This is a genomic window from Bradyrhizobium sp. CB3481 (assembly GCF_029714305.1).
In the GTDB taxonomy this organism is placed as follows: Bacteria; Pseudomonadota; Alphaproteobacteria; order Rhizobiales; family Xanthobacteraceae; genus Bradyrhizobium.
In genome coordinates this window covers 1535748-1560005 of sequence record NZ_CP121647.1, presented here as the reverse complement: position 1 = coordinate 1560005, position 24258 = coordinate 1535748, and the positions used below count along the sequence as shown (strand labels likewise).

The window sequence follows — 24258 nt, the reverse complement described above, 5'->3', positions numbered from 1 at the left end:
CAAGGGCCCCGGGGCCGTTCCCGTATGATAACGCATTATCCGGCGGTTGGCGGCCGGGGCAGCGGCTCCTAGGAATCGCGTTTGTTGCGGCGTCGTTCGTTGGGGACGAACACAGCAAACACTTCCATAACCCGAACGGCAGGCGTGACGTCGCGGGTGAAGCGAAGCTCGGTCATCGTCCGGATTTCTTGCTGCCGAGGCGCATAGAGCGCGCTCTCGTACAATGACCCATCGAACCGGAAGTTGCTTTCGTCGTAGGTCAGATAAGCGTTTGAAACGAACAAAAGTACGAGCAGCGCCGATCCAACGACGGTAAAATATTTGAAAATGGGCATTGATATTGCGAGCCTCCCCTTTCTACAGGGGAGGATGGATCGCCCGGCATAAAAGCCGGGTGTAACCGCGCCCAGCTTTTGCCGGAGCGGTTTTTCGCAGGTTGTCAGTTTGCGGCAAATTTTAATGAATGCCGAAGGCCTACAGCGGGGCCTCAATGCGACGAAGCGCCGGCGGGTTATGCCGGCGCTTCCGATTTGCGCAATACCAAGCGGCGTTAACCAGGCCCTGCCCCTTGGGTCGCCAAATATACGGCGTAAAGCGACTGGCTCGCCGCCATGAACAGGCGGTTGCGCTTGGGACCGCCGAAGGTGACGTTGCCGCACACCTCAGGCAGGCGAATGCGGCCAAGCAGCTTGCCCTCCGGTGACCATACCGTCACGCCGCTATAGCCGACGGCGCGGCCGGCATTGCTCGCGGCCCAGACGTTGCCGTTGACATCGCAGCGCATGCCGTCCGGTCCACACTTCACGCCGTCGACCATGAAATCGCTGAACCGCTTCTGGTTGCTGAGCTTGTTATCGGTGCCGACATCGAACACGAACATATCGCCCTTGCCGCCCGCGCCGGTGTCGCCCGGTCCCTTGCCGGTGGAGCTGACGTACAGCTTCTTGTAGTCAGGCGAGAAGCAGAGGCCGTTGGGATCGGGCACCTGCTCTTCCGTCACCACGAGGTCGATGCGGCCGGAGGGATCGATCCGATAGCAATTGGTCGGCAGCTCGCGCTTGCCTGGCACGAAGCCGGCCGGCTGGCCGATCCGCGGATTGAGCTTGCCGCCGGCATTGCTCGGACCGCCCGCAGCATCCGGCTCACCCTCATAAAGCTGGCCGCCATAGGGCGGATCGGTGAACCAGTAACTGCCGTCGGGATGCGCGACGACGTCGTTCGGAGAATTCAGCTTCTTGCCGTTGTAGGAATCGGCCAGCACGGTGGCGGTGCCGTCATGCTCATAGCGCACCACGCGGCGGGTGAGATGCTCGCAGGAGAGCTGGCGGCCCTGGAAGTCGAACGAGTTACCGTTCGAGTTGTTGGAGGGCGTGCGGAAGACGCTGACGTGGCCGTCGTCCTCCGACCACCGCATCTGCCGATTGTTCGGGATGTCGCTCCACAGGAGGTAACGTCCCTGCGCGCTCCAGGCCGGTCCCTCGGCCCACAACACGCCAGTATAGAGACGCTTGATTGCGGTATTGGGCTGGGCAAGATTGTTGAAGGACGGATCGACGGCGATGATGTCGGGGTCCCAGAAGTAGGTGGTCGGGGCGCCACGCGGACTGAAATCGCGCGGCGGATTTGTCACCGTGGACGGCGGCGCCACCGGGCCGTTCGGAGGACCGCCTTGAGCACTGACCTGGGCCAGCGCGCCACTGGCTCCCGCCACGGTGGCGCCGGCGGCCACCGCAAGGCCGTGGACCAGGGTCCGTCGTGAAATCGCGCGTTCCGGATCGCGCTCCTGTTGTGGGCGTGTCATCGCTCCTCCCAATCTGTTCGCCGGCCGTTGATCCGGCCTGGCAACCCAAGGTTAATCTGGACGGCGTCCCGTTGCGAGAGCCGCTTTTGATTCGGCTCCCGCTTCAACGCTTGCAGTCGAAAATGGCATTCCCTCGTCCGATGCATGGTGCCAGATTGGGGCGATTGCCCACATGGCGATGAGGTGAGCGACATGCTAAGCACCCGCCAGCCGTCAAATTCCTCGACAAATCAATCAGTCCGTGGGGCAAGCCAATGAAGACGCCGGCTCGGCAGACATTGCATCGCGCTGCGGGATTGCGCGCCGGAAAGGCTCTTGCCGCGGCGTTGTCATGGGCGATTTGGACCGGCGCGGCGGCGGCCAATCCGGCGGCCAACGTCCCCGCCCCTTCTCCACACAAGCTCGAGCGCATCACCGAGTTCTTCAACAATGAGGTTGCGACCGGGAAATTGCCGGGCGCCGTCGTCTTGATCCAGCAGCATGGCAAGCCGGTCTATCTGAAGTGTTTCGGCGTGCAGGACGTCGCGACCAAGGCGCCGATGACATCAGACACGATCTTTGCGCTTCACTCGATGACGAAGCCGATCACCAGCGTCGCGGCGATGATGCTGATCGACGCCGGCAAGCTTTCGCTCACCGACCCCGCCTCGAAATTCGTTCCGGCGTTCGCCGACGTCAAGGTCGGGATACCATCCACCATGGCTGACGGAACGCACTATCTGAAACTTGTCCCGCCGGACCGGCCGGTGACGATCGAGGACCTGCTGCGCCATACGTCGGGCATCACCTATGATTACATCGGCGGCAAGCTGATCGACAAAGCCTACAAGGACTCAGGCCTGTTCGACGGCATGTTCGACAACAAGAGGTTTGCAGAGCGCATTGCGAGGCTGCCGCTTTCAAGACAGCCCGGCACGCTTTGGCGCTACGGCCACTCCACCGACGTGATCGGCCGCATCATCGAGATCGTATCCGGACAGACGCTCTATCAATTCGAGAAGCAGCACATCCTTGATCCGCTTCGGATGACCAGCACCAAATATGTTCTCGAAAGCGCCGAAGAGCGCGCGCGAATGGCGGAGCCGCTGCCGAACGACACCATCCTGCTGGACTCGGAACGCGAGAGGCGCGCCCATCCGGAATGGGAATCCGGCGGCGGCGGGCTGGTCTCGACGCTGAACGACTATACTCGCTTTGCCCAGATGATCCTCAACGGCGGAGAGTTCGAGGGTAAACGCTATCTCAGCCCGGCGGCGTTCAAGGCGATGACGACGGACCATGTCGGGCCGGGCTCCGGCGTGGGGCGGGATTACTACTACTTTCCCGGCGACGGCTTCGGCTATGGTTACGGCTTTGGCATCCGCACCGATCCGGGCAACGCCAAACCACCGCCGCCCGGCTCGATCGGCGAACTCAAATGGGATAGCGGCAGCGGCACCTATTTCGGCGTCGATCCCAGCCTGGACATGATCTACATCATGCTGGAGCAAACCCAGAACGAACGCAGCCGCATCCTGCCCGCCTTCAAGGCGCTGGTTTACGACGCGTTCGCCGCGGACAAATGATCGGCCGGAATTTACGCAAGAAAGTCACTTCCGGTTTGCCGCTTCGTGATCAATGAACGATACTTCCGAACCCTTCTTCAGAAGCTTCGCCAGCTTGGCGACGTCCCAGTTCGTCAGCCGGACGCAGCCGTGCGACTCCGCCTTGCTGACCTTCGATGGGTTCGGCGTCCCGTGGATGCCATATCCTTCCGCTGAAAGTCCGATCCAGTAGATGCCGGCGGGATTGTTAGGACCCGGATTGATGGTAAAGGCGGTCTTGGATTTGACGCCCTTGAACTTGTAATCCGGGTTGTAGCCGTAGTGCGGATTGGCATCGATCGAGGTCACCTTGAGCGTGCCGCTCGGAGTCGGTTTCTCCGTGCTGCCGACAGTCGCCGGGAAGAAAGCGATCAGTTGGGAATCCGCGAAGGCCTTGACCGTTTGGGCCGTCTTGTCGACCTCGACACGCGTTACCGCCGGCTTCGCACTCTTAGTCTTGCTATCGCCATTCGCCTTCGTCTCGGTCACCGCGACGTTCACCACCGAGATCGTCTGGTCCGCCTCGTCGAACTTCTTGCCGGGATTTAGCGCGGCAAGAAGCGCCTCGCTCATGTGAAATTTTTCAGCGATGGCTTCGCGCGGACTGGTGTAGCCAAGCGACTTCAGACCCTTCATGTCTTCCATCTTCGCCGGAAGCTTTTCCAGGAACGGCCCCTTCACGTCCTTATCGGTGATCTTGTAGTCCACGATGACGGCATCCGAACTGGTCGCGACCAGCGCGCCCCAGATCTCTGATGTCAGCGGCTGCTTGCCTGCAGCGAGGCCGTTGGCTTCGGTAAAGGCTTTCAAAGCCTTCCGGGCATTCTCGCCGAGCTTGCCGTCGATCTCGCCAGGCGAGAGATTGGCTCGGTCGAGTAAAACCTGCGCCTTGACGACAGCCGGATGAATCTTGTCGTCGGACGGCGCCTTGCCTTTGAACTCCGCATTGTTGATCGCGGCCGCATCAGGCCCTGCGATGGCAGGACGGACCAGGCACGCGAGCACAAGCAGCCCGGCGAGCAAGCGGATCATCGGCAATCTCCGAAACAACACGCTGATAAAGATTTGGGCGGGGCGGAGTTCCCCGCGACGACAGTCAACCCGCTCAATCCGGCCGGATCATCTCGAACATGTTTTCCGGCTTGATCTCGAAATAGTCGCCCTTGCGACCGGCGCGGACAATCGGGTGCGCCAGCCCGGTCTGATAGACGCCGTCCCTGATGAAGGCCTTGTCGATATGAACAGCGACGACTTCGCCGAAGGTAACCCAGGCCTGCGCCTTGTTGCCGTCGGCACCCTGCAATTGCAGGATCTGCGTCAGCTTGCATTCGAAGGCGACCGGGCTTTCGGCGACGCGCGGCACGTTGACGAGCTTGCACGGCGCGGCCGTCAGGCCTGCGAGCTTGAACTCGTCGACGTCGCGGGCGACATGCGCCGCCGTCGCGTTCATCTGCTTAGCCAGATCCATGGTGGCGAGATTCCAGACGAACTCGCCGGTATCCTGGATGTTGCCGGCGCTGTCCTTCCAGTTGGTCGAGGAGAAGCCGATGATCGGCGGCACGTAGCAAAATGCGTTAAAAAAGCTGTAGGGCGCCAAATTGACGTTGCCGTTAGCGTCGCGCGAGGAAATCCAGCCGATCGGGCGCGGCGCGATGATGGCGTTGAAGGGATCGTGCTTGAGGCCGTGGCCGTTCTTCGGCTCGTAGTAGTGCAGGTCTTTGGTCACGCGGGGAGTTTCCTCGTCATTCCAGGATGGTGCGTAGCACCAGACCCGGAATCTCGAGATTCCGGGTTCGATGCTACGCATCGCCCCGGAATGACAGAAGAGTCAACCAGCGAATGCGTCAATGCCCCTTGCGCGGCTCAAGGGCCCGGAAGAGGAAATCGATCATCTGGTCGATCGTTGCGGTCGGCTTGTTGACGGCCTGCGCGATCATTTGCGGGTGGAAGAAGCGAATCATGCCGGTGCAGGTGCAGAGCGCGGCCAGCGGCAGGTCGGGGGCCTCGAACTCGCCGGACGCGACGCCCTGCGCGATCACCTGGCCGATCATGCCGGTGATGCATTCGATATGGACGACGCAGACGTCCCAATCTTCCTCCATCGCGATCGCGACCATCTCGTGCAGCTTGTTATCGCCGACATAGCGCTCGGAGTTCATGCGATTGATGGTCTTGAGCAGCTCGCGCAGGCGGGGCTTGGCCGGCCCGGGCGCGGCCGCGATCCGCCGTGCCTCGACCTCGACCTCGCCCATCAGGGTGCGAGCCACGCCCTCGTGGATCGACTTCTTCGAATCGAAGAAGCGATAAACGTTGGCGGGGCTCATCCGCAGTTCCTTGGCGATGTCGGCGACCGTCGTCTTCTGGTAGCCCATCTGCCTGAACAGACGCTCCGCCACCACGAGAATCTTTTCCCGGGTATCGGTCTCGGTGTGTTCTGAAACAAGCGTCATGTCAGCTCTCAATGTTCAATTATTCTGCGGCGTCGGCAAGCGGAATCGCGTGCGGTCCCTTCGGAGGCAACCTGGCTTCATGCTGCGCCGCAAGATCGGGTTGATCGGCCTGGCCGCTTTCTTCCAGGCTCTTTCTGAACCACAGGGCATAAAGGCCCGGCAGGTACAGCAAGGTCAGGAAGGTTGCAACGAACAAGCCGCCCATGATGGTGATCGCCATCGGGCCCCAGAAGGCGGAGCGGGACAGCGGGATCATGGCCAGGATCGCCGCCAGCGCGGTCAGCACCACGGGGCGGGCACGGCGGACGGTGGCTTCGACAATGGCCTCCTTGCGCGTCAGGCCCTGCGAAACATCCGCCTCGATCTGATCGACCAGGATCACCGCGTTGCGCATGATCATACCGGCCAGCGCGATCAGGCCGAGCAGCGCCACGAAGCCGAACGGCTGGTTGGCAACGTTGAGGCCGAGCGAGGCGCCGACGATGCCGAGCGGGGCGGTCAGGAACACCAGGAACAGGCGCGAGAAGCTGTGAAGCTGGATCATCAGCAGCGTCAGCATCACCATGACCATCAGCGGAAACAGCACGAAGATCGAGGCGTTGCCCTTGGCAGATTCCTCGAATGCGCCGCCGGGCTCGATCCGGTAGGCCGGCTCGAGATGGTCGCGGATCTCCTGCAGCTTCGGCCAGATCTGGTTGGTGACGTCAGGGGCCTGAACGCCATCGACAACGTCGGTGCGCACGGTGATTGCCATGTCGCGGTTACGCCGCCACATGATCGGTTCCTCATGCGAGTATTCGATCTTGGCGATCTGCTGCAGCGGCACGGCAACGCCGTTGCGTGACGTCACAGTGAGATCACCGACGCGGCCGAGGTCGAGCCGCTCCGAGGGGATCGCGCGGGCAACCACGCCGACCTTCTCGATGCCGTCGCGAATGGTCGTGACCGGCGCGCCCGAGATCAGCATGGCGAGCGCCTGCGATACGTCCTGCGGGGTCAGGCCGAGCGCCCGCGCGCGGTCCTGATCGACGACAAGCTTCAGGTAAGGTGACTGCTCGTTCCAGTCGAGCTGCGGCTCCACGACATTGGGATTCTGCTTCATGACATCGCGCACCTTGTAGGCGATGTCACGGACGGTATTGGCGTCGGGGCCGATCACGCGGAACTGGACGGGGAAGCCGACCGGCGGGCCGAAATTGAAGCGGTCGATCCGCACGCGCGCTTCGGACAGTTCGCCCTCGGCGACCGCCTTCTCCAGCCGTGCCTTGATCCGCTCGCGGGCCTCGACGTCCTTCGACACGATGACGATCTCGGCAAAGGCCTCGTTCGGCAGTTGCGGGTTGAGGCCGAGCCAGAAGCGCGGCGAGCCCTGGCCGACATAGGCGGTATAGGTCGCGATATCCTTGTCGTCCTTGAGCAGCGTCTCGGCCTTCTTCACCGATTTTTCGGTGACGTTGAAGGCGGTGCCTTCCGGCAGGCGAAGCTGCAGGAATAGCTCGGGCCGTTCCGACAGCGGGAAGAACTGCTGCTGGACGTGACCGAAAGCTATGATCGAGAGCACGAACACGCCGACGGTGGCCGCCACCACCTTGATCCGGTGGTCGACGCACCACTGCACCACGGCGCGCAAGCCGCGATACATCCGCGTCTCATAGATCGCATGCGGATCGTGGTTGTGATGGACCTTGATGTTGGGCAGCAACTTGACGCCGATATAGGGCGTAAAGATCACCGCCACGAACCAGGACGCGACCAGCGAGATCGCCACGATCCAGAAAATGCCGCCGGCATATTCGCCGACCGCCGAATTGGCAAAGCCGATGGGGAGGAAGCCAGCGGCCGTGACCAGCGTTCCCGTGAGCATCGGAAACGCAGTTGATTCCCAGGCAAAGGATGCCGCGCGCATGCGGTCCCAGCCCTGTTCCATTTTCACCACCATCATTTCGACGGCGATGATGGCGTCGTCGACCAAAAGGCCGAGCGCGATGATCAGCGCGCCGAGCGTGATGCGGTGCAGATCGATCGACATCGCATTCATGACGATGAAGACGATGGCGAGCACCAGCGGCACCGACATCGCGACCACGATGCCGGTGCGCCAGCCCAGCGCCACGAACGAGACGAACAGCACGATCGCCAGCGCCTCGATGAAGGAATGCACGAACTCGCCGACCGCGCGCTCGACCACCTTCGGCTGGTCGGCGATCTGCTCGACCTCGATGCCCTGCGGCACGGCCTTCATGAAGTCGTTGGTCGCCTTCTCGACGTCCTTGCCGAGCTCGAGGATGTTGGCGCCCTTGGCGGTGACGACACCGATGCCGATCGCCGGCTTGCCCTCCTGGCGGGCCGTGAAGGTCGGCGGATCGACGAAGCCATGGGTGACGGTCGCGATATCGCCGAGCCGGAACACGCGGCCGTTGCTTTCGACCGGGGTTTCGGCCACGGCCTTGGCGCCGTCGAGCGCACCGGTGACGCGCAGCGGCACGCGCTGCGAGGAGGTCTCCACCGTGCCGGCTGGCGTCACGTTGTTCTGCTTGGCGAGCGAATCGAACAGCGCCTGCGGCGTGATCCCGAGCGTCGCCAGCTTGGCGTGGGAAAACTCGACGAAGATGCGCTCGTCCTGGGTGCCGTAGAGATTGACCTTGGTGACGCCGGTGACCTTCAGGAGGCGCTGGCGCATGCCCTCGGCGGCCTTCTTCATCTGCGCGTAATCAGCGCCGTCGCCGGTCATCATGTAAAGGATGGAATCGACGTCGGAGAATTCGTCGTTGACGTTCGGGCCGAGCAGGCCGGCGGGAAGCTGGCCCTGCACGTCGGCGAGCTTCTTGCGCAAGAGATAGAACAGGTAAGGCACGTCCTTCGGCGGCGTGGAATCCTTGAAGGTGACCTGCAGCGCGGTGAATGACGGCTTGGAATAGGTCTGCACCTTCTCGAAGAACGGCAGCTCCTGCAGCTTCTTCTCGATGGGATCGGCGACCTGGGTCTGCATTTCCTGCGCGGTCGCGCCCGGCCAGATCGCCGAGACGTTGACCACCTTGACCGTGAAGAACGGATCTTCGGCGCGGCCGAGCCGCTCGTAGGAGAAGAAGCCGGCGGCACCGAGCACAATCATCAAGAACAGGATCAGGGTCGGATGGCTCACCGCCCAGCCCGAGAGATTGAAGCGCTTCATGTCACTCTCCAACTTCGAAACTTGTTTGCTGCGTCATTGCGAGCCAACGGGTCGGGCGAATGCCCGCCCGATGACAGGCTCCGCGAAGCAATCCACCTGTCGGCTTGTGGCCCTATGGATTGCTTCGTCGCTTCGCTCCTCGCAATGACGGGACCAACTCGCAATAACGGACTAGAACGACAGCGCCGACACCACGCGCACCTTCTGCGCCGGATCGAGCTTCTGCACGCCGAGCGCGACGACCTTGGCGCCCTCGTTGACGCCGCCCGAGATCACCACGGCGTTGCTCTCGTAGGACTTCACGACCACCGGCTGCAACTTCATGGCGCCGGCATCGTCGACGATGTAAAGCGAGGGATTGCCGCCTTGGCTGAACAGCGCCGACAGCGGTAGCTTGGCCACGCGCTCGCTTGCAGCATCGGCCAGCGTCAGCGTCGCGGTCATGCCGAGCGAGACCTTGTCGTCGGCTTCCGGCAGCGAGAATTTTGCGAGGTAGGTGCGGGTCGCGGGATCGGCCGACGGCGCGATCTCGCGCAGCTTCGCGGTATATTTCTTCTCCGCATCCGACCACAGCGTCACGGTGGCTGAGCCGGACTTGGCGCGGCCAACCAGCGTTTCAGGGATAGCGACCACGGCTTCCTTCTCGCCAAAGCGCGCGACGCGGATCGCGGTCTGGCCGGAGGCCACGACCTGCCCGGGATCGATCAGGGTCGCGGTGACGACGCCGCGGCTGTCGGCCAGCAGCGTCGCATAGGACAGAGAATTCTTGGTGAGTTCGACCTGCCGCTCGGCGCGATTAAGGCGTGCGCGCGCTTCATCGGCGGCGGCGCGGCTTTGATCCATCTGGGCGTCGGTGGTCCACCCCTTGGCGCGCAGGTCCTTGGCGCGCTGCTCGGCAGCGCCAGCCTGCGCCAGCACGCCGGTGGCGGCGCGGAATTCGGCTTCGGCCTGCTCGGCCTGCAGCTTCAGATCGACCTCATCGAGGGTGGCGAGCGGCTGGCCGACATCGACGGTCTGGCCGACCTCGACCAGGCGCCGCGCGACCTTGCCGGGGACCCGGAAGCCCATGTCGGTCTCGATCCGGGGCCGGATGGTGCCGACAAAGCTGCGCTCGGGGGTCTCGGCCGCATAATGGACGGTGGCGACCAGGACCGGGCGTCCGGGAGCCGGCGCTTCAGCGGCCTTTTCATTGCAGCCAGCCAGAGCAAATACCGCAAATGCCAGCGATGCTCCAGTCAAGAGCCTGTAATAGCTAGCAAAAATCGAGCGGGCGAACATTGGAGTCTCCATCGGCTGATGACTGATGAAGACTATCGATTTATCACTGACGAATGTCAATATTCGTCAGTAGACACTAATTCGTGAGTTCCGACGTGATTAACGTGGGGCAAAGGTCGGCAGATGGACCTCGATCCGAATAAGGAGCCGTAGGATGGTAGAGCGCAGCGAAACCCATCATCGTTGCCGCAAAGAAAGTTGATGGGTTTCGCTGCGCTCTACCCATCCTACGAACCCCGGGCTACTTCGCCTTCCCTGCCCCCGCGAACTCCGTCTTCGTCTCGTGGCCACCGAGGAAGACGAGCAGGCCGGCGACCAGCGGCAACAGCGACAGCACCAGCAGCCCCGCCGAGGTGGAGCCGGTGGCCTCCTTGGCCCAGCCGATCAGATAAGGCCCACCGAAGCCCGCGAGGTTGCCGATCGAGTTGATCAGCGCGATGGCGCCGGCGGCGGCCGTGCCTGATAGCCACGCCGTCGGCAACGTCCAGAACACGGCGAAGGTGCAGAAGATGCCGATCGCCGCCACCGTCAGCAAAATCATCGTCAGCGTGGGATCGGCGATGTAGCTGCTGGTGCCGAGCGCGACGGCGGTGAGCAGCAGCGGCCCGCCGACATGGGCGACGCGCTCACGCGTCGCGTCGGAATGACGCGCCCACAAGATCATGGCGATGGTGCCGAACAGATAAGGGATCGCGGTGACGAATCCGGTCTGCGCGTTGGTCAGGCCGAATGCCTTCACGATCTGCGGCAGCCAGAACTGCATGCCATAGAGCGCGCCGACAAAGCCGAAATAGATCAGGCTGAGCGCGATCACTTTTGGCGACGACAGCGCCTCGCCGAGCGTCAGATGCCGCACCGCCTGCTTGGTCGCGATCTCCGCCTGCAGCTTGGCTGAAAGCCAGGCCTTCTGTTCGGTGGTGAGCCAGTAGGCCTTTTCCGGTTTGTCCGTCAGATAGAACCAGGTGACAATGCCGAGCAGCACCGAGGGGATGCCCTCGATGATGAACAGCCACTGCCATCCCCGTAGCCCCATCATGCCGTCGAGCCCGAGCAGCAATCCCGAGACCGGCGCCCCGATCACGGTGGAAATGGGAACGGCGATCGCGAAGGCAGCTAGAAACCGCCCGCGATATTCGGCCGGGTACCAATAGGTGAGATAAAGAATGATGCCGGGAAAGAAGCCGGCCTCGGCCACGCCGAGCAGGAAGCGCAGAACATAGAAGCTCAGCTCGCCGCTCACCGTCGCCATCAATGCCGAGATGATCCCCCACGTCACCATGATGCGGGCGATCCAGCGGCTGGCGCCGAATTTTTCCAGCGCCAGATTGCTCGGCACCTCGAAGATGAAATAGCCGATGAAGAAGATGCCGGCGCCCCAGGCAAAAACCAGCGGGGTGAATTTCAGGTCGGCGTTCATCTCCAGCGCGGCAAAGCCGAGATTGACGCGGTCGAGATAGGAAAAGAAGTAGGCCAGCACCAGGAATGGAATCAGCCGCCACGAGATGGTGCGAATAGTGGATGCTTCGATCTCGCTGGCGGTTGGCGCGGCGGGCTGGCTCATGGGGTTTCCCTTCGAGGATTGTTGTTGTTCCTCGAATTACCGGGCGCTGTCACCGCTGGCAACGCGCGATGCCCGCGCTGGCGTAACGCGGGCATTCCAAAGATGGGGGGCTGGCCGGCGGCCTCGCGCGGCGGCGGAGGACCGTCAGCTACGCCGTGTCTTCGCGCGAGATTTCTTGGCCGCCTTCCTGCCGGTAGCTCTCGTTGCGGTTTTCATTGCGGTTTTCATTGCGGTTTTCTTGGCGGTCTTGCTGACGCTTGCGGCCGATTTTGCTGCGGTCTTTCTCGCCGCCCGCCCCGCCGGTTTCTTTGCGCTCGACTTCCGGCCAACGGAACGGCCTGCCACTTTCTTTGAGCGCCCGGCCCTCGCTGTCGTGGCCTTCCCGGCCCTGGACTTCGCGGCTTTCGCCTTTCGGGTCCTGCCGGCGGTTGCGGCTTGCCGCGCCTTGGCCGCGCGTTTGCGGCGCGGCGGAGCGGCTGCAGCCGGCGGCACCATCAGCGGATCGGAGACCAGGCCGTCGGCCGCAAGCGGCACATAGGCGGCCGCGCGTTCATCCGCCTTCAGGGCGGCCTCGTCCGTCTTCAGCGCCTGGCTTGCCGCCTCCGTCGCGGTGCCCGCGATCTCCTTCACCGTGTCGGTGAATCTTTCCAGAATCGATTTGTCCTTGTCGGTGTCGTCCATGTCACCCTCCCCGGGCTTTGCACCATGGAACTAACCGGCGCGGCGGTACGGAGTTCCAGGGAGAGAAACCCTACTCCGCCAGCTGAAACCGCTCGAAGCGGTGCAGCTCTTCCTCGATGCGGCGCTTGTAGTCCTTGCGCGCCGTCCGCGCCGCGCCCTTGCCGACCCAGCTCCATTTCTGCATCACGAGCTTCTTGTTCTGGCGGTCGGTCTTCAGGTCGATCGCGGCCACGATGTCTTCGCCGACCAGCACCGGCAGCGCGAAATAGCCGAACACGCGCTTCTCCTTCGGCACATAGGCCTCGAAGCGATGGCCATAGCCGAAGAACAATTCGGTCCGCTTGCGCTGAATGATCAGGGGATCGAACGGCGAGAGGATATGCACCGGGCCCTCGCCCGCCTCCGGGGCTGTCTCCAGCACCTCGGGCCGCGCCCAATGCTCCTGCTTGCCGGCGCCTTCGAGCGCCACGGGTACAAGTTCCTTGCGCCGCACCCGCGCCTCGACCAGCCGCCGCACCGCCGGCTTGCTCGGCGCGTCGAGATGGCAGATTGAATCGAGGCTGACGATGCCTTGCGAGCGCAACGCGCGGTCGAGCAGATAGGCGGTGATCTCAGCCGGACTGGCCGGCTTCGGCGGCTTGTCCCAGCCGAAATGCCGCATCATCAGCTCATAGGTCTTGAGCATACCGGTGCGCTCGGAGATCGTCACCTCGCCGGTGTAGAAGGCAAGCTGCAGCGCCCGTTTCGAGGGTTTGCGGCTCTGCCAGAGATGTTCCTTCTCCGTCAGGACGTCGTCCTCGATGTCGCGGATGGTCAGCGCGCCGTCGCGGCGCAACAGCCGCATCACCTTGCGGGTGTCCTCCGGCTTCACGGAGGCAAACCATTTGTGGCCGTTGCGCCGGTGTTCCCGCATCGCCGGAACGAAGAAGCGAAAATCCTTCGCTGGCACGTAGGACAGCGCGTGGGTCCAGTACTCGAACACGCTCTTGTCGACGCTTTGCGCCTGGCGCAGGTCGGCGCGGGCATAGGCCGGGATACGGCTATAAAGAATATGGTGATGACAGCGCTCGATGACGTGGATGGTGTCGATCTGGACGTAGCCGAGATGGTCGACCGCTGCCGCAACGGCTGCTGGGCCGGCGCCGAACGGCTCGCTGGTATCGAGCCGCTGGGCCTGCAGCCAGAGGCGCCGGGCTTCAAGCTGGGTCAGGGGATGGGGTTTGGTCGCGCGGGGCATCGCGCGGCAATGTAGCGGGATTCGCGCGGCGGGGGAGTCCCGGGTTCCGCGATCGCCGGATTGCGGCGCGCCTCACCTCACCGCTTCTGCCGGTCCCCGACGCTGCCGGTTGCAATCTCAGCCTCGCAGGAGGCGCGGCCCGGCTGTGGCGCATGACACTTGTAGACGGTGCCGGTTAGCCGATCGAGCAGCCACGCGCTCTCCTCCGTGGGGCTTTCGAACCCGACGTAGCGGGTGCCGAGCGCATTGATCAGCGTCGACAGCAAGATTGCGGCGGCGATCAGCGCCGCGCCGATCAGTGTTGGCATAGAGTTTCCGGAACCGGCAGGCTCCGATGCACTGGCGCGATAGCCCAGATATTCGCGCTGACGTTTGACTGACTGTAACACCGTCCTGCCCGTTTGGTTGCCCCGAACGATTTCTTCTTCAGACTTTTTTTTGTGAACGATTCTGCTAGAGGTGCATCTTGCCGATTTGTTGTTCACACGTCGGCGCTGCCGCGACGTGTCAGCTTTTTTTGTGAATGAAGAAGTCAATCGCAACGGAAGCAGTGCTTGAGATGGGTTCGCAGACACTGGATTTCGAACAAGCTTGCAGCATCGGCTGCATAGCATTGAGATAACAGAAAGTTCGATTCGCTGGACACCGCAACTGCGTCCGTAAAATTCCGGAGGGCAATATCGGAAGCGGATTGATCGCTGCGCTCATTCCACTCACATCCCGAGCTTGGTCGATCTGCGGTCGAGGCGAACACTACCCGTGATTCAGATCACGCGGCTAAGGCCGGGGCGATCGATCCGCCGAACGCGCCGCGTGCCCGTCAACCCTCTGTAGCGGCGATCGAAAGTCCGTCTCTACGGAAAACCCGCTCCCTGATACTGTGATCTGAGTCACATTGCGAGCTTTGAACCCGTCCTATCCTCGCAGCATCAAAACGTCATGCACGCCAGCTTTGCACGGCGTTAACACTGAGGATTAGGACAATGACCCGCTATCTCAGACTTTCAATCATGACGATCGGCGCCGCGCTGTCGATGACGGCGGGCCTGGCTGCCGCCGGCGACACTGTCTCCGCCGACAAGATCCTGGACGCCCTGAAGCCGAAGCCGGGCGCAACCCGCGGCCTTTCGACCGGTCCGCAGCAGCCGGTGGATGCCACCGCAAAGGCGAAGGAAACCAGCTTCGTCGACACCTTGCGCAACCGCAAGACGCGGTCGCTGTCGCTCGGCGAACGCCAGGAGATCGCGGAACTCGCCGCGACCAAGCCGAAGATCGATCTCGAAATCCAGTTCGACTACAACTCGGCTGACATCAGCAAGAACTCGGTTTCCGCGGTGCAGGAACTCGGCAAGGCGCTGTCCGATGCGAGCCTGAAGGGTTCGACCTTCGTGGTCGCCGGCCATACCGATGCGATCGGCGGCGAGGCGTATAACCAGGATCTCTCCGAGCGCCGGGCCGATACGATCAAGAAGTACCTGACCGAGAAGTACGGCCTTGCCGGTTCCAACCTCGTGACCGTCGGTTACGGCAAGACCAGGCCGAAGGATCCAAACGCGCCGATGGACCCGACCAACCGCCGCGTCCAGGTCGTCAACATGGACACCAAGACCGCCGCGAAGTGAGGCTTTGAAATGCCGATCCGCCTGCCGCTTGCGGCAGGCGGATTTTGTTTCGCGCTCAGCTAAGCAAAGCCGCGCAGCCCCGCGTCTAACGTTCTCCAGATCTTGTCGCCAGCAGTGCCTGCGTGACGAGCTCTCCTTAGTCTCAAATCCAGTTCTGGAAGATCATCAGGCGGCTGAACGTCGCCATTGACGTGCCTATGAACGCGGCCGATATCGGCAACATTGCGGCAAAACCGGCAAAGCCGATCGCGACATAGGCCCATAACAACCACCCAGGCATGCTGCCGCGTTTCAAGGCATACACGAGTGCAAAGCTCGCCGTCGTCGCCGCGGGCAGGTAGTAGTAGATGAAGCCGAGCGTTCGCGGCAGCAACGCCCATGCGAGATAGGGGCCGAAATAGAACGCCAGGATCAGGAAGGCATCGACCCGCCGCGTCACGATAAAGTCGCGCAGGCAAATCGCAAGTGCCAGCAGCGCCGGCCACAGCACCAGGGGATTGCCGAGAAACACCACGGCGGCGATGTGGTCTTCGTCGATCTTGTCGAACAGATACCAGACCGGACGCACCAGGAACGGCCACGACGGCCATGAACTCATATAAGTGTGTCCGGCGATCGCGGTCGTCGTGTTATCGCTGAAGATCCGCCGTTGCGCTTCCCAGATGTCGGGGGCCGAAAATCCGTAGAGCGGAACGAACGTTGCGAGATAGACGGCGGCCGGAATCAAAATGAAGCACACTGCAAAGTGCCAGGCCTTGAAGTCCGACCAGAGATCGGGCCGGTACCAATCCTCCGGTCTCGCGTCGGCGAATTGCGTGCGCCAGCTTTGCATCAGGCGGACCGCCGCGATGATGGCGATGCAGACCGCGAGCGCGAACAGGCCGCTCCACTTGCAGGCGGCAGAGAGACCTAAGCCGATCCCGGCAAGCGCGAACCACAAATGCGGCCGCTCTCTTCGATAGCCATGCATGAACGCAGCAATGGCGAACAGGCTGAAGGCCAGTCCGAAAATATCCAGCATCGCGATGCGTGACTGCACGAACAGCATCTGATTGAAAAAGGCGATAAGGCTCGCCGCGATGGCCGGCCCCTGCGCCGCGAACAGTGCCAGTCCGCACAGATACACCGCGACGATGGCGAGCGATCCGAACAACACCGAGGGATAACGCCAGCCCAGCGGCGTATCGCCGAGCGAATGGATTGACAGCGCGATAAACTGCTTGGCGAGCGGCGGATGCATCGGATTGAGCATCGGCTCGCGCATCACCGGCTCGAGCATCTGCCGCGCCGCGGGGACGTAGTGAACCTCGTCGAAATAGAATTTCTCCGGCGAGGTGATGCCGGTCAGCAAAACGAAATGCGCGAGAATAAACAGGACGCCTGCGACGATCCCCGTGCGCATCATCGAACCAGGCGGAACGGAAACTGACTGGGTTACTGGCTTCACGAACGATCTGCACGAAATCGGGGGCTGGACGGCGTTGCGGCAAAATTGAGTGTGACGGCTCCGGATTTTTGTGTCCATCACGTTGAACGCGTTTCGAACTCGCAATCACTAGCCGGCGGACCAGTAGCCGCACGAGTGATAATTCTGCCACATCGCGTGCACGCGCGATCAGGCGCGATTTCCGGGATGGATCGATCGGCTTTGAAATGAATTTTGGCAACTGCTTTGGTTCGCTGCCCGCCATTGGCCTGACGGTGGCGCTCATGACGGCGACTACCTCGACGCAAACATGCGTCGGCGAAGCGGCTGCGGTCCAGAACGAAGCGCTCCGCGTGGCCGGACCTTCGACCAGGCAGATCAAGGTCGGCGGCGTGGGGTTGAGGATCAGTTACTAGAAACCGAGTTTTCGATCTATCGTACGCCCCCGGTGTCATGCCCCGCTTCAGGCGGGGCATCCAGTAATCTGCGGCGCCAGTTGCTTCGCAACAATCTGCTGCACGGCGTACTGGATCGCCCGGTCCCGGCTACGCCAAGGCTTCGCCGAGGCCATCGCTCGCTGGCTCGCCGGAGCTTTAGCGGAGGCGGCAAAGCCGGGCGATGAAAGGCTGGCGCGAGCTACGCCGCGCTCTTGCCTTCATACGCGCGCTGCAGCTCTGCGATGTCGAGCTTGACCATGCCCAGCATCGCCTGCATCGCGCGCCTGGCGCCGGCGCTATCCGCACCACCGAGATATTTCGGCAGCGCGCTTGGGATGATCTGCCACGAAACGCCGAAGCGATCTTTCAGCCAGCCACACTTGCTGGGCTGGCCGCCATTGGCGAGCAGCGCATCCCAGAGCCGGTCGACCTCGGCCTGGTCGGCGCAATCGATCATGAAGGAGACCGCGTGCGAATGCTCCATCTTCATGCCGCCGTTCAGCGCCATGAAGCGCTGTCCGGCCACCGTGAAGTCCACCACCAGCACCGTGCCGGCCTTTCCGGCCGGTCCATCGACGGTGTTGCGCTGGACCTTGTCGATGCGGGAATCCGGCAGCAGTGAAACATAGAGATTTGCAGCCTCTTCAGCCTCGCCGTTGAACCACAGGCAGGGGGAAATCTTGGACACGGATAAACTCCGGTTGCGATGCGTCCGACCGTCAGGCGGTCGCGGGTTGAGCGGCGGTGGCAGCGGCAACGTCCATCCACATCACTTCCCAATGATGTCCATCGGGGTCTTCAAAACTGCGGCCATACATGAAGCCGTAATCCTGCTTCGGACCGGGATCGACGCCGCCACCCGCGGCTTTCGCCTTGGCGACGATGTCATCCACCGCCCCGCGGTCGTCGGCCGAAAGGCAGAGCAGGACCTGGCTGGTGGCCTTGGCATCGGCGATCTTTTTCGAGGTGAACTGGCGATATTTGTCGTGGGTCAGCAGCATCACGTAGATGGTGTCGGACAGCACCATGCAGGATCCCGTGTCATCGGAGAATTGCGGGTTCTTTTCGGCGCCGATCGCTTGATAGAAGGCGGTGGACCGGGCGAGATCGCTGATCGGCAGGTTGACGAAGATCATTTTGGCCATAATAGGCTCCTTTTCGCGGGATTCGTGTCAAGGACGAGCGGGCGCCGGTCGATCCGACACCCGTTTTCAAATTTTTTTTGGGGTTGCTCTGGCCGGCTCTTGTGCCGCTCGGAAATGCCGGCCGTGGGCTTACAAAGGCAAATTACGCAATCGGCGTCGGCATGGTGAGAAACGCCCGCGTCACATGCCAGAACAGCTGCCTGTTGATCGCGAGCGCGACCGAATGGGCGGTGCCGGGCAGGATGATGAGCTGCCGATCGCCATTCGGCAGCTTGTTGTAGAATTCCTCGAGATCGGCGACGGTGGCGATGCCGTCATATTCACCGCGCACCAGCAGCACCGGCGCCAGTACTTTCTCCGGATGCACCACCGGCAGATTGGCGGTCATGTCGAGATAGGTGCCGGTCGGCACCTGATCGCCGAACTGCATCTCGACATCCGCCAGCGCCTCCATCACGGCCGGATCGGAAGTCCCGGGCTTGTCGCGCGTCGCGATCGAGCGGATCATGTCGCGGTCGCGCTTGCGCATGTTGTGGGAGCGGAAGTAGGCGAGCTGCTCGGCCCGCTTGGTCAGGGTCGGTGAACCCTCGCCCTTGTAGGTGAAGGCGGCGAACACCAGGCGGTCGACCCGCTCGGGCGCCACCATGGCGTAGGCACCCGCGCGCAGTGCGCCCGAGGATTCGCCGACGAAATGAACCTTGTTCTGGCCGGTCTCGCGGGCGATCAGCTCAACCGCAACCTTCAAATCCTCGACGCCGCTGGCGATATCGGCATTGCCCGAGGTGCGGCCGGATTTTCCGTAGTTCTCGTGGTCCATCGTCCAGCAGTCGAAGCCGTGGCGGGCGAATTCGTTCATGACGGAATATTCGCCCTTGCCCGGCACGGTGAGATCGAACACCCGTGACGTCACCGAAGAACCGTGGACGAAGAAGACGACCGGCCGCGCCGGCTCGCTGGGCTTGGGCGCACCGATCCGCTTGCGAAACATCCACAAGGGAACGTCGCCCTTCTTGGTCCAATATTCGCTGCTCCAAATCTTGCCGCTCTCGGAAGACGTCGCAGCCTGCGTGGGCAACGCTGCAATCGCCGCCGCGCCAAGGCCGAGGCCTGTGAGAACAGTGCGCCGCCCTATCAAATTCCCGGAATTCGTCATCGCTTCATCCCACATTACATTTTTCGTGTGCGAAGCTTAGCAGGGAACATCCTTGGGGCGCAGGCACGCGCGTCGCGGTGCGAACACGATCGCGCGATCACGCGAATATCCGCGCGAATACAACCCGAGCGCAGCCGCGCAATTCCTACTTGCCCTTGAAGTCCGGCTTGCGCTTCTCAGTGAAGGCCTTGACGCCCTCCTTGAGATCCTCGCTGTCCCTGATGACATCGAGCAGCCGGCGCACCTCGGCAACGCCTTCGAGCGGACCCTTGGGCATCGCGTCGCGGGCGAGCTTCTTCAGCGCCCGGACCACCAGCGGCGCATTGGCGGCGATCTTGGCCGCCATTTCCTGCGCGAGCGCGACGTGCTGCCCGCTCGGCGCGACCTTGTTGACGAAGCCGATCTGGTAGGCGCGTTCCGCCGACATCTCCTCGCCGACCAGCAGAAACTCCATCGCGATCTTGTGCGGCATCCGCGCCATCACCGAGGAGATTCCGCCGGCGGTGGTGCCGATCTTGCCCTCGGGATAGATGAAGCGCGTCGTCTCCGACGCCACACACATGTCCGCCATCTGCACCAGCACGAAGGCGCCGCCGACGACCCAACCCGAGGTCGCGGCAATCACCGGCTTGTCCAGCTCGACGCCAAGACCCGGCACCGCATGCCACATGTTGACCGGGAGATCCCTGACGTCGGCACCGACCGAAAAATACTTCTCTTCGGACGAAGCAAGCACCGCAACGCGGTCATCGCTTTCGTGGAAGCGCTGCCAGGCCTCGCGCAGTTCATCGCATAGCGCGTTATTGAGCGCATTATGCGCGGACGCACGATCCATCGTAATGGTGGCGACGTGGCCTGCGCTCTCATAGCGAACAAGCGTCATGACATTCCCCCGTGACACCAGCCGATGGCGACGATTGCGATTCTTTATTTCTTTTCGGCAGGATCGCGATGAACCGGATCGATCCACAATACCGTCTCCGGCTTTTCCACCGGCTCGATGTCGAGATTGATCGCAACCGCCTCGCCATCAGAGCGCACCAGCACGCATTCCAGCACTTCGTCGGGGCTGGCGTTGATCTCCTGATGCGGCACATAGGGCGGCACGAAGATGAAATCGCCGGGGCCGGCTTCGGCGGTGAACTGCAGATGCTCGCCCCAGCGCATCCGCGCCTTGCCCTTCACGACATAGATGATGCTTTCGAGATGGCCGTGATGATGCGCGCCGGTCTTGGCGTCCGGCCTGATCGTCACCGTGCCCGCCCACAATTTCTGCGCGCCGACGCGCGCGAAATTGATCGCGGCCTTGCGGTCCATGCCGGCGGTCGAGGGCACGTTGGGATCGAGCTGATTGCCGGGGATGACGCGAACGCCGTCATGCTTCCAGCGCTCGTCGTGATCGTGGTGATGGTGCGAATGGCTGTGGTCGTGCGTGCCGGTCATGGGGCGCCTTTTCGAAGGATCGTTTGTCCTGAAAGTATCGAAAAGCGCGGCGGCAAACCAGAAGATTAAGGGAGCCCGCGGCGCATGGGCGTCCCGGTTTTCGTCATGACCGGCCTGTCGGCGGCCCTTTCAGCGCCGCCTGGACATCACATCCGGATTGACGACGTTGGTCGGCGTTCCCGCTTCATAGGCCAATATCTGATCGAAAATATCGGTGAACTGCAGTTCGTACTCGTCGCGCGAGACATAGCCGAGATGCGGCGTGCAGACCACGTTATCCAGGGACAGCAGCGGATCGTTGACGTCGCGCAGCGGCTCCTTTTCGTAAACGTCGACCGCGGCCATCCCGGGCCGTCCGGCGCGCAACGCGTTGACGAGCGCGTTCGGCTCGATCAGCGGCGCACGGCTAGTGTTGACGAGGAGCGCCGTGGGCTTCATCCGCGCGAGGTCTTCTGCCTTCACGATGCCGCGCGTCGCGTCGACGAGCCGCATGTGCAGCGAAAGCACGTCGCACCGCTCGAAGAAATCGGCCTTGCTCATGGCGGTCGCATGGCCGTCGGCACGGGCCTTCGCCATCGCCGGCTCGCGCGCCCATACCAGCACGTTCATGCCGAACGCCTTGCCATAGCCGGCAACGACGGCGCCGATCCGCCCGTAGCCATAGATGCCGAGCGTCTTGCCGCGCAGCGTGTGGCCGACGCCGATCTGCCATTTGCCGGCCTTGAGCGCCGCCATCTGCTGCGGAATGGCGCGCATCGCCGCCAGGATCAGGCCCCAGGTGAATTCGGCGGTCGCATAGGAGGGCGTATCGGCGTGCTGGCTGGACGACACGACAATGCCGAGCCGGGTGCAGGTGTCGATATCGATATGCGGATAGACGCTGCGCTGGCTGATCAATTTCAGTTTCGGCAGCCGCTCCAGCAGCGGGGTGCGAATCTGCGTGCGCTCGCGGATCAGCACCAGCGCCTCGGTATCCTTCAGCCGCTCCGCCAGCACGTCGACATCCTGGACATGATCGTTCCAGATCGTCACGTCATGCCCGGCGAGCTTTGCAAAACAGTCGAGGGTGCGCAGCGTATCGAAATAATCGTCGAGGATCGAGACCTTCACGATGCGCCTCCCTCGTTGGCGTTACTTCACCGCCAGCAATTCGACGTCGAACATCAGCGTCGCGTTCGGCGGGATGACGCCGCCGGCGCCGCGCGCGCCATAGCCGAGCGCGGGCGGGATGATCAGCGTGCGCTTGCCGCCGACCTTCATCGAGGCAACGCCCTCGTCCCAGCCGGCGATCACCTGGCGCTGGCCGATCTTGAACTCGAACGGCTCGTTGCGATCGACAGAGGAATCGAACTTCTTGCCCTTCTGGCCGTTCTCGTAGAGCCAGCCGGTATAGTGCATGACGCAGGTCTGGCCTGATGCCGGCGAGGCGCCAGTGCCGACTTTGCTGTCGATGATCTGCAAGCCTGAAGCTGTGGTCATGGGTTTTCCTGCAGTCTGGGCCGATGCCGACCTGATGGCAGCGGGCGTGGCGACCGCGGCTGCCATGGCGGCAAAGGCGGTCCGGAAGATCGTGCGTCGCGAGAAGCGCATCGGTTGAACCTCGTTCTGGAGAGACGGAGCTTCTAGACGCTCAATAGCCGAGCGCGCAACCGTCCTTGCGCGGATCGGAGCCGCCAGTCAGCGTGCCCTTCTCCCAGTCGATCCAGATCGCCTGGCCGCCGCCGAGCGGGCCGACCACGCTGGTGGTTTTGTGGCCGATCTTCTTGAGACCCTCGACGATTTCGGCCGGCACGCTGTCTTCGAGCTGGTAGACGCCCTCATAATGCAGGCCGCGCGGCATATCGATGGCTTCCTGCACGTCGCAGCCATAGTCGAGGATATTGGTCAGCACGTGGCTCTGCCCGACCGGCTGATACTGGCCGCCCATCACGCCGAACGGCATCACCGCGCGGCCGTTCTTCGTGGCGAGCGAGGGAATGATCGTGTGCAGCGGCCGCTTGCCCGGCGCGATGCAATTGGGGTGGCCGGGCTGAATGCGGAAGCCACCGGCGCGGTTCTGCAAGAGGACGCCGGTGTTGTTGGAGACGATCGCCGAGCCGAACGAATGCGCAATCGAGTTGATGAAGGAGCAGACGTTGCGGTCCTTGTCGACCACGGTGATGTAGACGGTGGACGGGTTCATCGGCGGCGCAACGTTCGGCAATTCGAGCAGCCGGTCCATCCGGATGTTCTTGATGTGCTCCTCGGCGAACTCCTTGGCAAGGATGCCGGCGACGTCGACATGGACATGCTGCGGATCGGCAACATGCTGCTCGCGCATCATGTAGGCGATGCGGGCGGCTTCCGCTTCGAGATGGAAGCGCTCGATGCTAAGCGGCGCGAACTTGGTCAGGTCGAAGCGGGAGAGGATGTTCAGCATCACCAGCATGGTGATGCCCGGGCCGTTCGGCGGGCACTGCCAGACGTCGTGGCCCTTGTACATGGTGCCGATCGGCGACGTCGTTTCGGTCGAATGCGCGGCAAAATCCTCCAGCGTGTGCAGGCCGCCGATGCCGCGCAAGGTCTCGACCATGTCGGCGGCGATCTCGCCGGTATAGAACGCATCGCGGCCGTTCTTGGCGATGGCGCGCAGCGTCTTGCCGAGCTCCGGCTGATGGATCACGTCGCCGGCCACCGCCGGCTTGCCGTGCGGCAACAGATAGCGCTCGGTATTGGTGCCGTTCTTCAGCTTCTCGAACTGGTTCTTCCAATCGAAGGCGATGCGCGGTGCGACGACGTAGCCTTCCTCGGCGGCCTTGATCGCGGGCTGCAGCAGCGTGTCGAGCCCCATCTTGCCATGGTCGCGCAGGATCGTGTCCCAGGCATCGATCGCGCCGGGAATGCTCACCGCATGGGCCGAGGTCAGCGGCACCGAGTGAATCTTGCGCTCCAGGTACCATTCGGCGGTCGCCGCCATCGGCGCGCGGCCGGAGCCGTTATAGGCGACGATCTTGCCCTCGCCCCTCGGCTGGATCAGCGCAAAGCAGTCGCCGCCGATGCCGGTCGATTGCGGCTCGATGACGCCGAGAAGGGCGCAGGCCGCCACCGCGGCATCCGCCGCCGTGCCGCCGGCGCGCATCACCTCGATCGCGGTCAGCGCCGCCTCCGGATGCGACGTCGCCACCATCGCATTCTGGGCATGGACCGTGGAGCGGCCGGCGAAATGGAAATTCCTCATCGCGAGTGCTTTCTTTCAGCGTTGTTTTTCAGCGTTTATGGGCGTCCCGCAC

23 protein-coding genes are annotated in these 24258 nt (G+C 62.8%); 3 read left to right on the top strand and 20 right to left on the bottom strand.

Annotation, left to right across the window (positions count from 1 at the left end):
* Positions 1 to 68: 68 nt before the first annotated feature.
* Both QA643_RS07540 and QA643_RS07535 read right to left on the bottom strand, forming a co-directional pair.
* Positions 69 to 335 (bottom strand): hypothetical protein, encoded by a 267-nt coding sequence (locus QA643_RS07540; RefSeq protein WP_283032561.1) that lies wholly within the window; start codon positions 333 to 335, stop codon positions 69 to 71.
* A gap of 215 nt (positions 336 to 550) precedes the next feature.
* Positions 551 to 1801 carry an SMP-30/gluconolactonase/LRE family protein gene (locus tag QA643_RS07535; protein WP_283032560.1) on the bottom strand — a complete coding sequence of 417 codons (1251 nt, stop codon included), beginning with the start codon at positions 1799 to 1801 and terminating at the stop codon, positions 551 to 553.
* A gap of 254 nt (positions 1802 to 2055) precedes the next feature.
* On the opposite strand from QA643_RS07535, the gene QA643_RS07530 reads away from it, so the two are divergent.
* Entirely contained in the window at positions 2056 to 3366 is a 1311-nt protein-coding gene (locus QA643_RS07530; protein WP_283032559.1) for a serine hydrolase domain-containing protein, read from the top strand.
* Between the two features lie 24 nt (positions 3367 to 3390).
* Here the strand turns inward: QA643_RS07530 and QA643_RS07525 are convergent, their stop codons facing one another.
* The 9 genes from QA643_RS07525 to QA643_RS07485 all read right to left on the bottom strand — a co-directional run bounded on the left by QA643_RS07525 (position 3391) and on the right by QA643_RS07485 (position 14071).
* Positions 3391 to 4416 carry a L,D-transpeptidase family protein gene (locus QA643_RS07525; RefSeq protein ID WP_283032558.1) on the bottom strand — a complete coding sequence of 342 codons (1026 nt, stop codon included), beginning with the start codon at positions 4414 to 4416 and terminating at the stop codon, positions 3391 to 3393.
* 73 nt (positions 4417 to 4489) lie between these two features.
* Positions 4490 to 5110 (bottom strand): flavin reductase family protein, encoded by a 621-nt coding sequence (locus QA643_RS07520; protein WP_283032557.1) that lies wholly within the window; start codon positions 5108 to 5110, stop codon positions 4490 to 4492.
* Positions 5111 to 5228: 118 nt separating this feature from the next.
* On the bottom strand, positions 5229 to 5834 hold the full coding sequence (locus QA643_RS07515) for a TetR/AcrR family transcriptional regulator (protein WP_283032556.1): 606 nt from the start codon (positions 5832 to 5834) through the stop codon (positions 5229 to 5231).
* A gap of 19 nt (positions 5835 to 5853) precedes the next feature.
* Positions 5854 to 9006, bottom strand: a complete 3153-nt coding sequence (locus QA643_RS07510) for an efflux RND transporter permease subunit (protein WP_283032555.1) — start codon at positions 9004 to 9006, stop codon at positions 5854 to 5856.
* Between the two features lie 171 nt (positions 9007 to 9177).
* Positions 9178 to 10284, bottom strand: a complete 1107-nt coding sequence (locus QA643_RS07505) for an efflux RND transporter periplasmic adaptor subunit (protein ID WP_283032554.1) — start codon at positions 10282 to 10284, stop codon at positions 9178 to 9180.
* A gap of 241 nt (positions 10285 to 10525) precedes the next feature.
* On the bottom strand, positions 10526 to 11845 hold the full coding sequence (locus tag QA643_RS07500; RefSeq protein WP_283032553.1) for an MFS transporter: 1320 nt from the start codon (positions 11843 to 11845) through the stop codon (positions 10526 to 10528).
* Between the two features lie 144 nt (positions 11846 to 11989).
* Positions 11990 to 12526: a hypothetical protein gene (locus QA643_RS07495; RefSeq protein ID WP_283032552.1), complete on the bottom strand. Its 537-nt coding sequence runs from the start codon at positions 12524 to 12526 to the stop codon at positions 11990 to 11992.
* A 70-nt stretch (positions 12527 to 12596) separates the two neighbouring features.
* Positions 12597 to 13763, bottom strand: coding sequence for a winged helix DNA-binding domain-containing protein (locus tag QA643_RS07490; RefSeq protein WP_283032551.1), 1167 nt, complete (start codon positions 13761 to 13763; stop codon positions 12597 to 12599).
* Between the two features lie 77 nt (positions 13764 to 13840).
* Positions 13841 to 14071: a hypothetical protein gene (locus tag QA643_RS07485; protein WP_283032550.1), complete on the bottom strand. Its 231-nt coding sequence runs from the start codon at positions 14069 to 14071 to the stop codon at positions 13841 to 13843.
* A gap of 675 nt (positions 14072 to 14746) precedes the next feature.
* Between QA643_RS07485 and QA643_RS07480 the strand changes: the two genes are divergently transcribed.
* The gene (locus QA643_RS07480) at positions 14747 to 15385 is read left to right on the top strand and encodes an OmpA family protein (RefSeq protein ID WP_283032549.1); all 639 of its coding nucleotides are present in this window, start codon (positions 14747 to 14749) and stop codon (positions 15383 to 15385) included.
* A 142-nt stretch (positions 15386 to 15527) separates the two neighbouring features.
* Here the strand turns inward: QA643_RS07480 and QA643_RS07475 are convergent, their stop codons facing one another.
* The gene (locus tag QA643_RS07475) at positions 15528 to 16790 is read right to left on the bottom strand and encodes a phospholipid carrier-dependent glycosyltransferase (protein ID WP_283034738.1); all 1263 of its coding nucleotides are present in this window, start codon (positions 16788 to 16790) and stop codon (positions 15528 to 15530) included.
* A gap of 248 nt (positions 16791 to 17038) precedes the next feature.
* On the opposite strand from QA643_RS07475, the gene QA643_RS07470 reads away from it, so the two are divergent.
* Positions 17039 to 17227 carry a hypothetical protein gene (locus QA643_RS07470; RefSeq protein WP_283032548.1) on the top strand — a complete coding sequence of 63 codons (189 nt, stop codon included), beginning with the start codon at positions 17039 to 17041 and terminating at the stop codon, positions 17225 to 17227.
* A gap of 220 nt (positions 17228 to 17447) precedes the next feature.
* Here QA643_RS07470 and QA643_RS07465 read toward each other — a convergent pair whose 3' ends face one another.
* The 8 genes from QA643_RS07465 to ggt all read right to left on the bottom strand — a co-directional run bounded on the left by QA643_RS07465 (position 17448) and on the right by ggt (position 24206).
* Positions 17448 to 17936, bottom strand: a complete 489-nt coding sequence (locus tag QA643_RS07465) for a VOC family protein (RefSeq protein ID WP_283032547.1) — start codon at positions 17934 to 17936, stop codon at positions 17448 to 17450.
* Between the two features lie 31 nt (positions 17937 to 17967).
* Positions 17968 to 18393, bottom strand: a complete 426-nt coding sequence (locus QA643_RS07460) for a VOC family protein (RefSeq protein WP_283032546.1) — start codon at positions 18391 to 18393, stop codon at positions 17968 to 17970.
* Between the two features lie 142 nt (positions 18394 to 18535).
* A complete protein-coding gene (locus QA643_RS07455) occupies positions 18536 to 19546 on the bottom strand; it encodes an alpha/beta fold hydrolase (RefSeq protein ID WP_283032545.1) in 1011 nt (336 codons plus the stop codon).
* Positions 19547 to 19691: 145 nt separating this feature from the next.
* Positions 19692 to 20429 (bottom strand): enoyl-CoA hydratase-related protein, encoded by a 738-nt coding sequence (locus QA643_RS07450; RefSeq protein ID WP_283032544.1) that lies wholly within the window; start codon positions 20427 to 20429, stop codon positions 19692 to 19694.
* 44 nt (positions 20430 to 20473) lie between these two features.
* The gene (locus QA643_RS07445) at positions 20474 to 20989 is read right to left on the bottom strand and encodes a cupin domain-containing protein (RefSeq protein WP_283032543.1); all 516 of its coding nucleotides are present in this window, start codon (positions 20987 to 20989) and stop codon (positions 20474 to 20476) included.
* Between the two features lie 129 nt (positions 20990 to 21118).
* The gene (locus QA643_RS07440) at positions 21119 to 22099 is read right to left on the bottom strand and encodes a D-2-hydroxyacid dehydrogenase family protein (RefSeq protein ID WP_283032542.1); all 981 of its coding nucleotides are present in this window, start codon (positions 22097 to 22099) and stop codon (positions 21119 to 21121) included.
* 21 nt (positions 22100 to 22120) lie between these two features.
* Positions 22121 to 22534: an FKBP-type peptidyl-prolyl cis-trans isomerase gene (locus tag QA643_RS07435; RefSeq protein ID WP_283034737.1), complete on the bottom strand. Its 414-nt coding sequence runs from the start codon at positions 22532 to 22534 to the stop codon at positions 22121 to 22123.
* An 85-nt stretch (positions 22535 to 22619) separates the two neighbouring features.
* Entirely contained in the window at positions 22620 to 24206 is a 1587-nt protein-coding gene (gene ggt, locus QA643_RS07430) for a gamma-glutamyltransferase (RefSeq protein ID WP_283032541.1), read from the bottom strand.
* Positions 24207 to 24258: the final 52 nt, after the last annotated feature.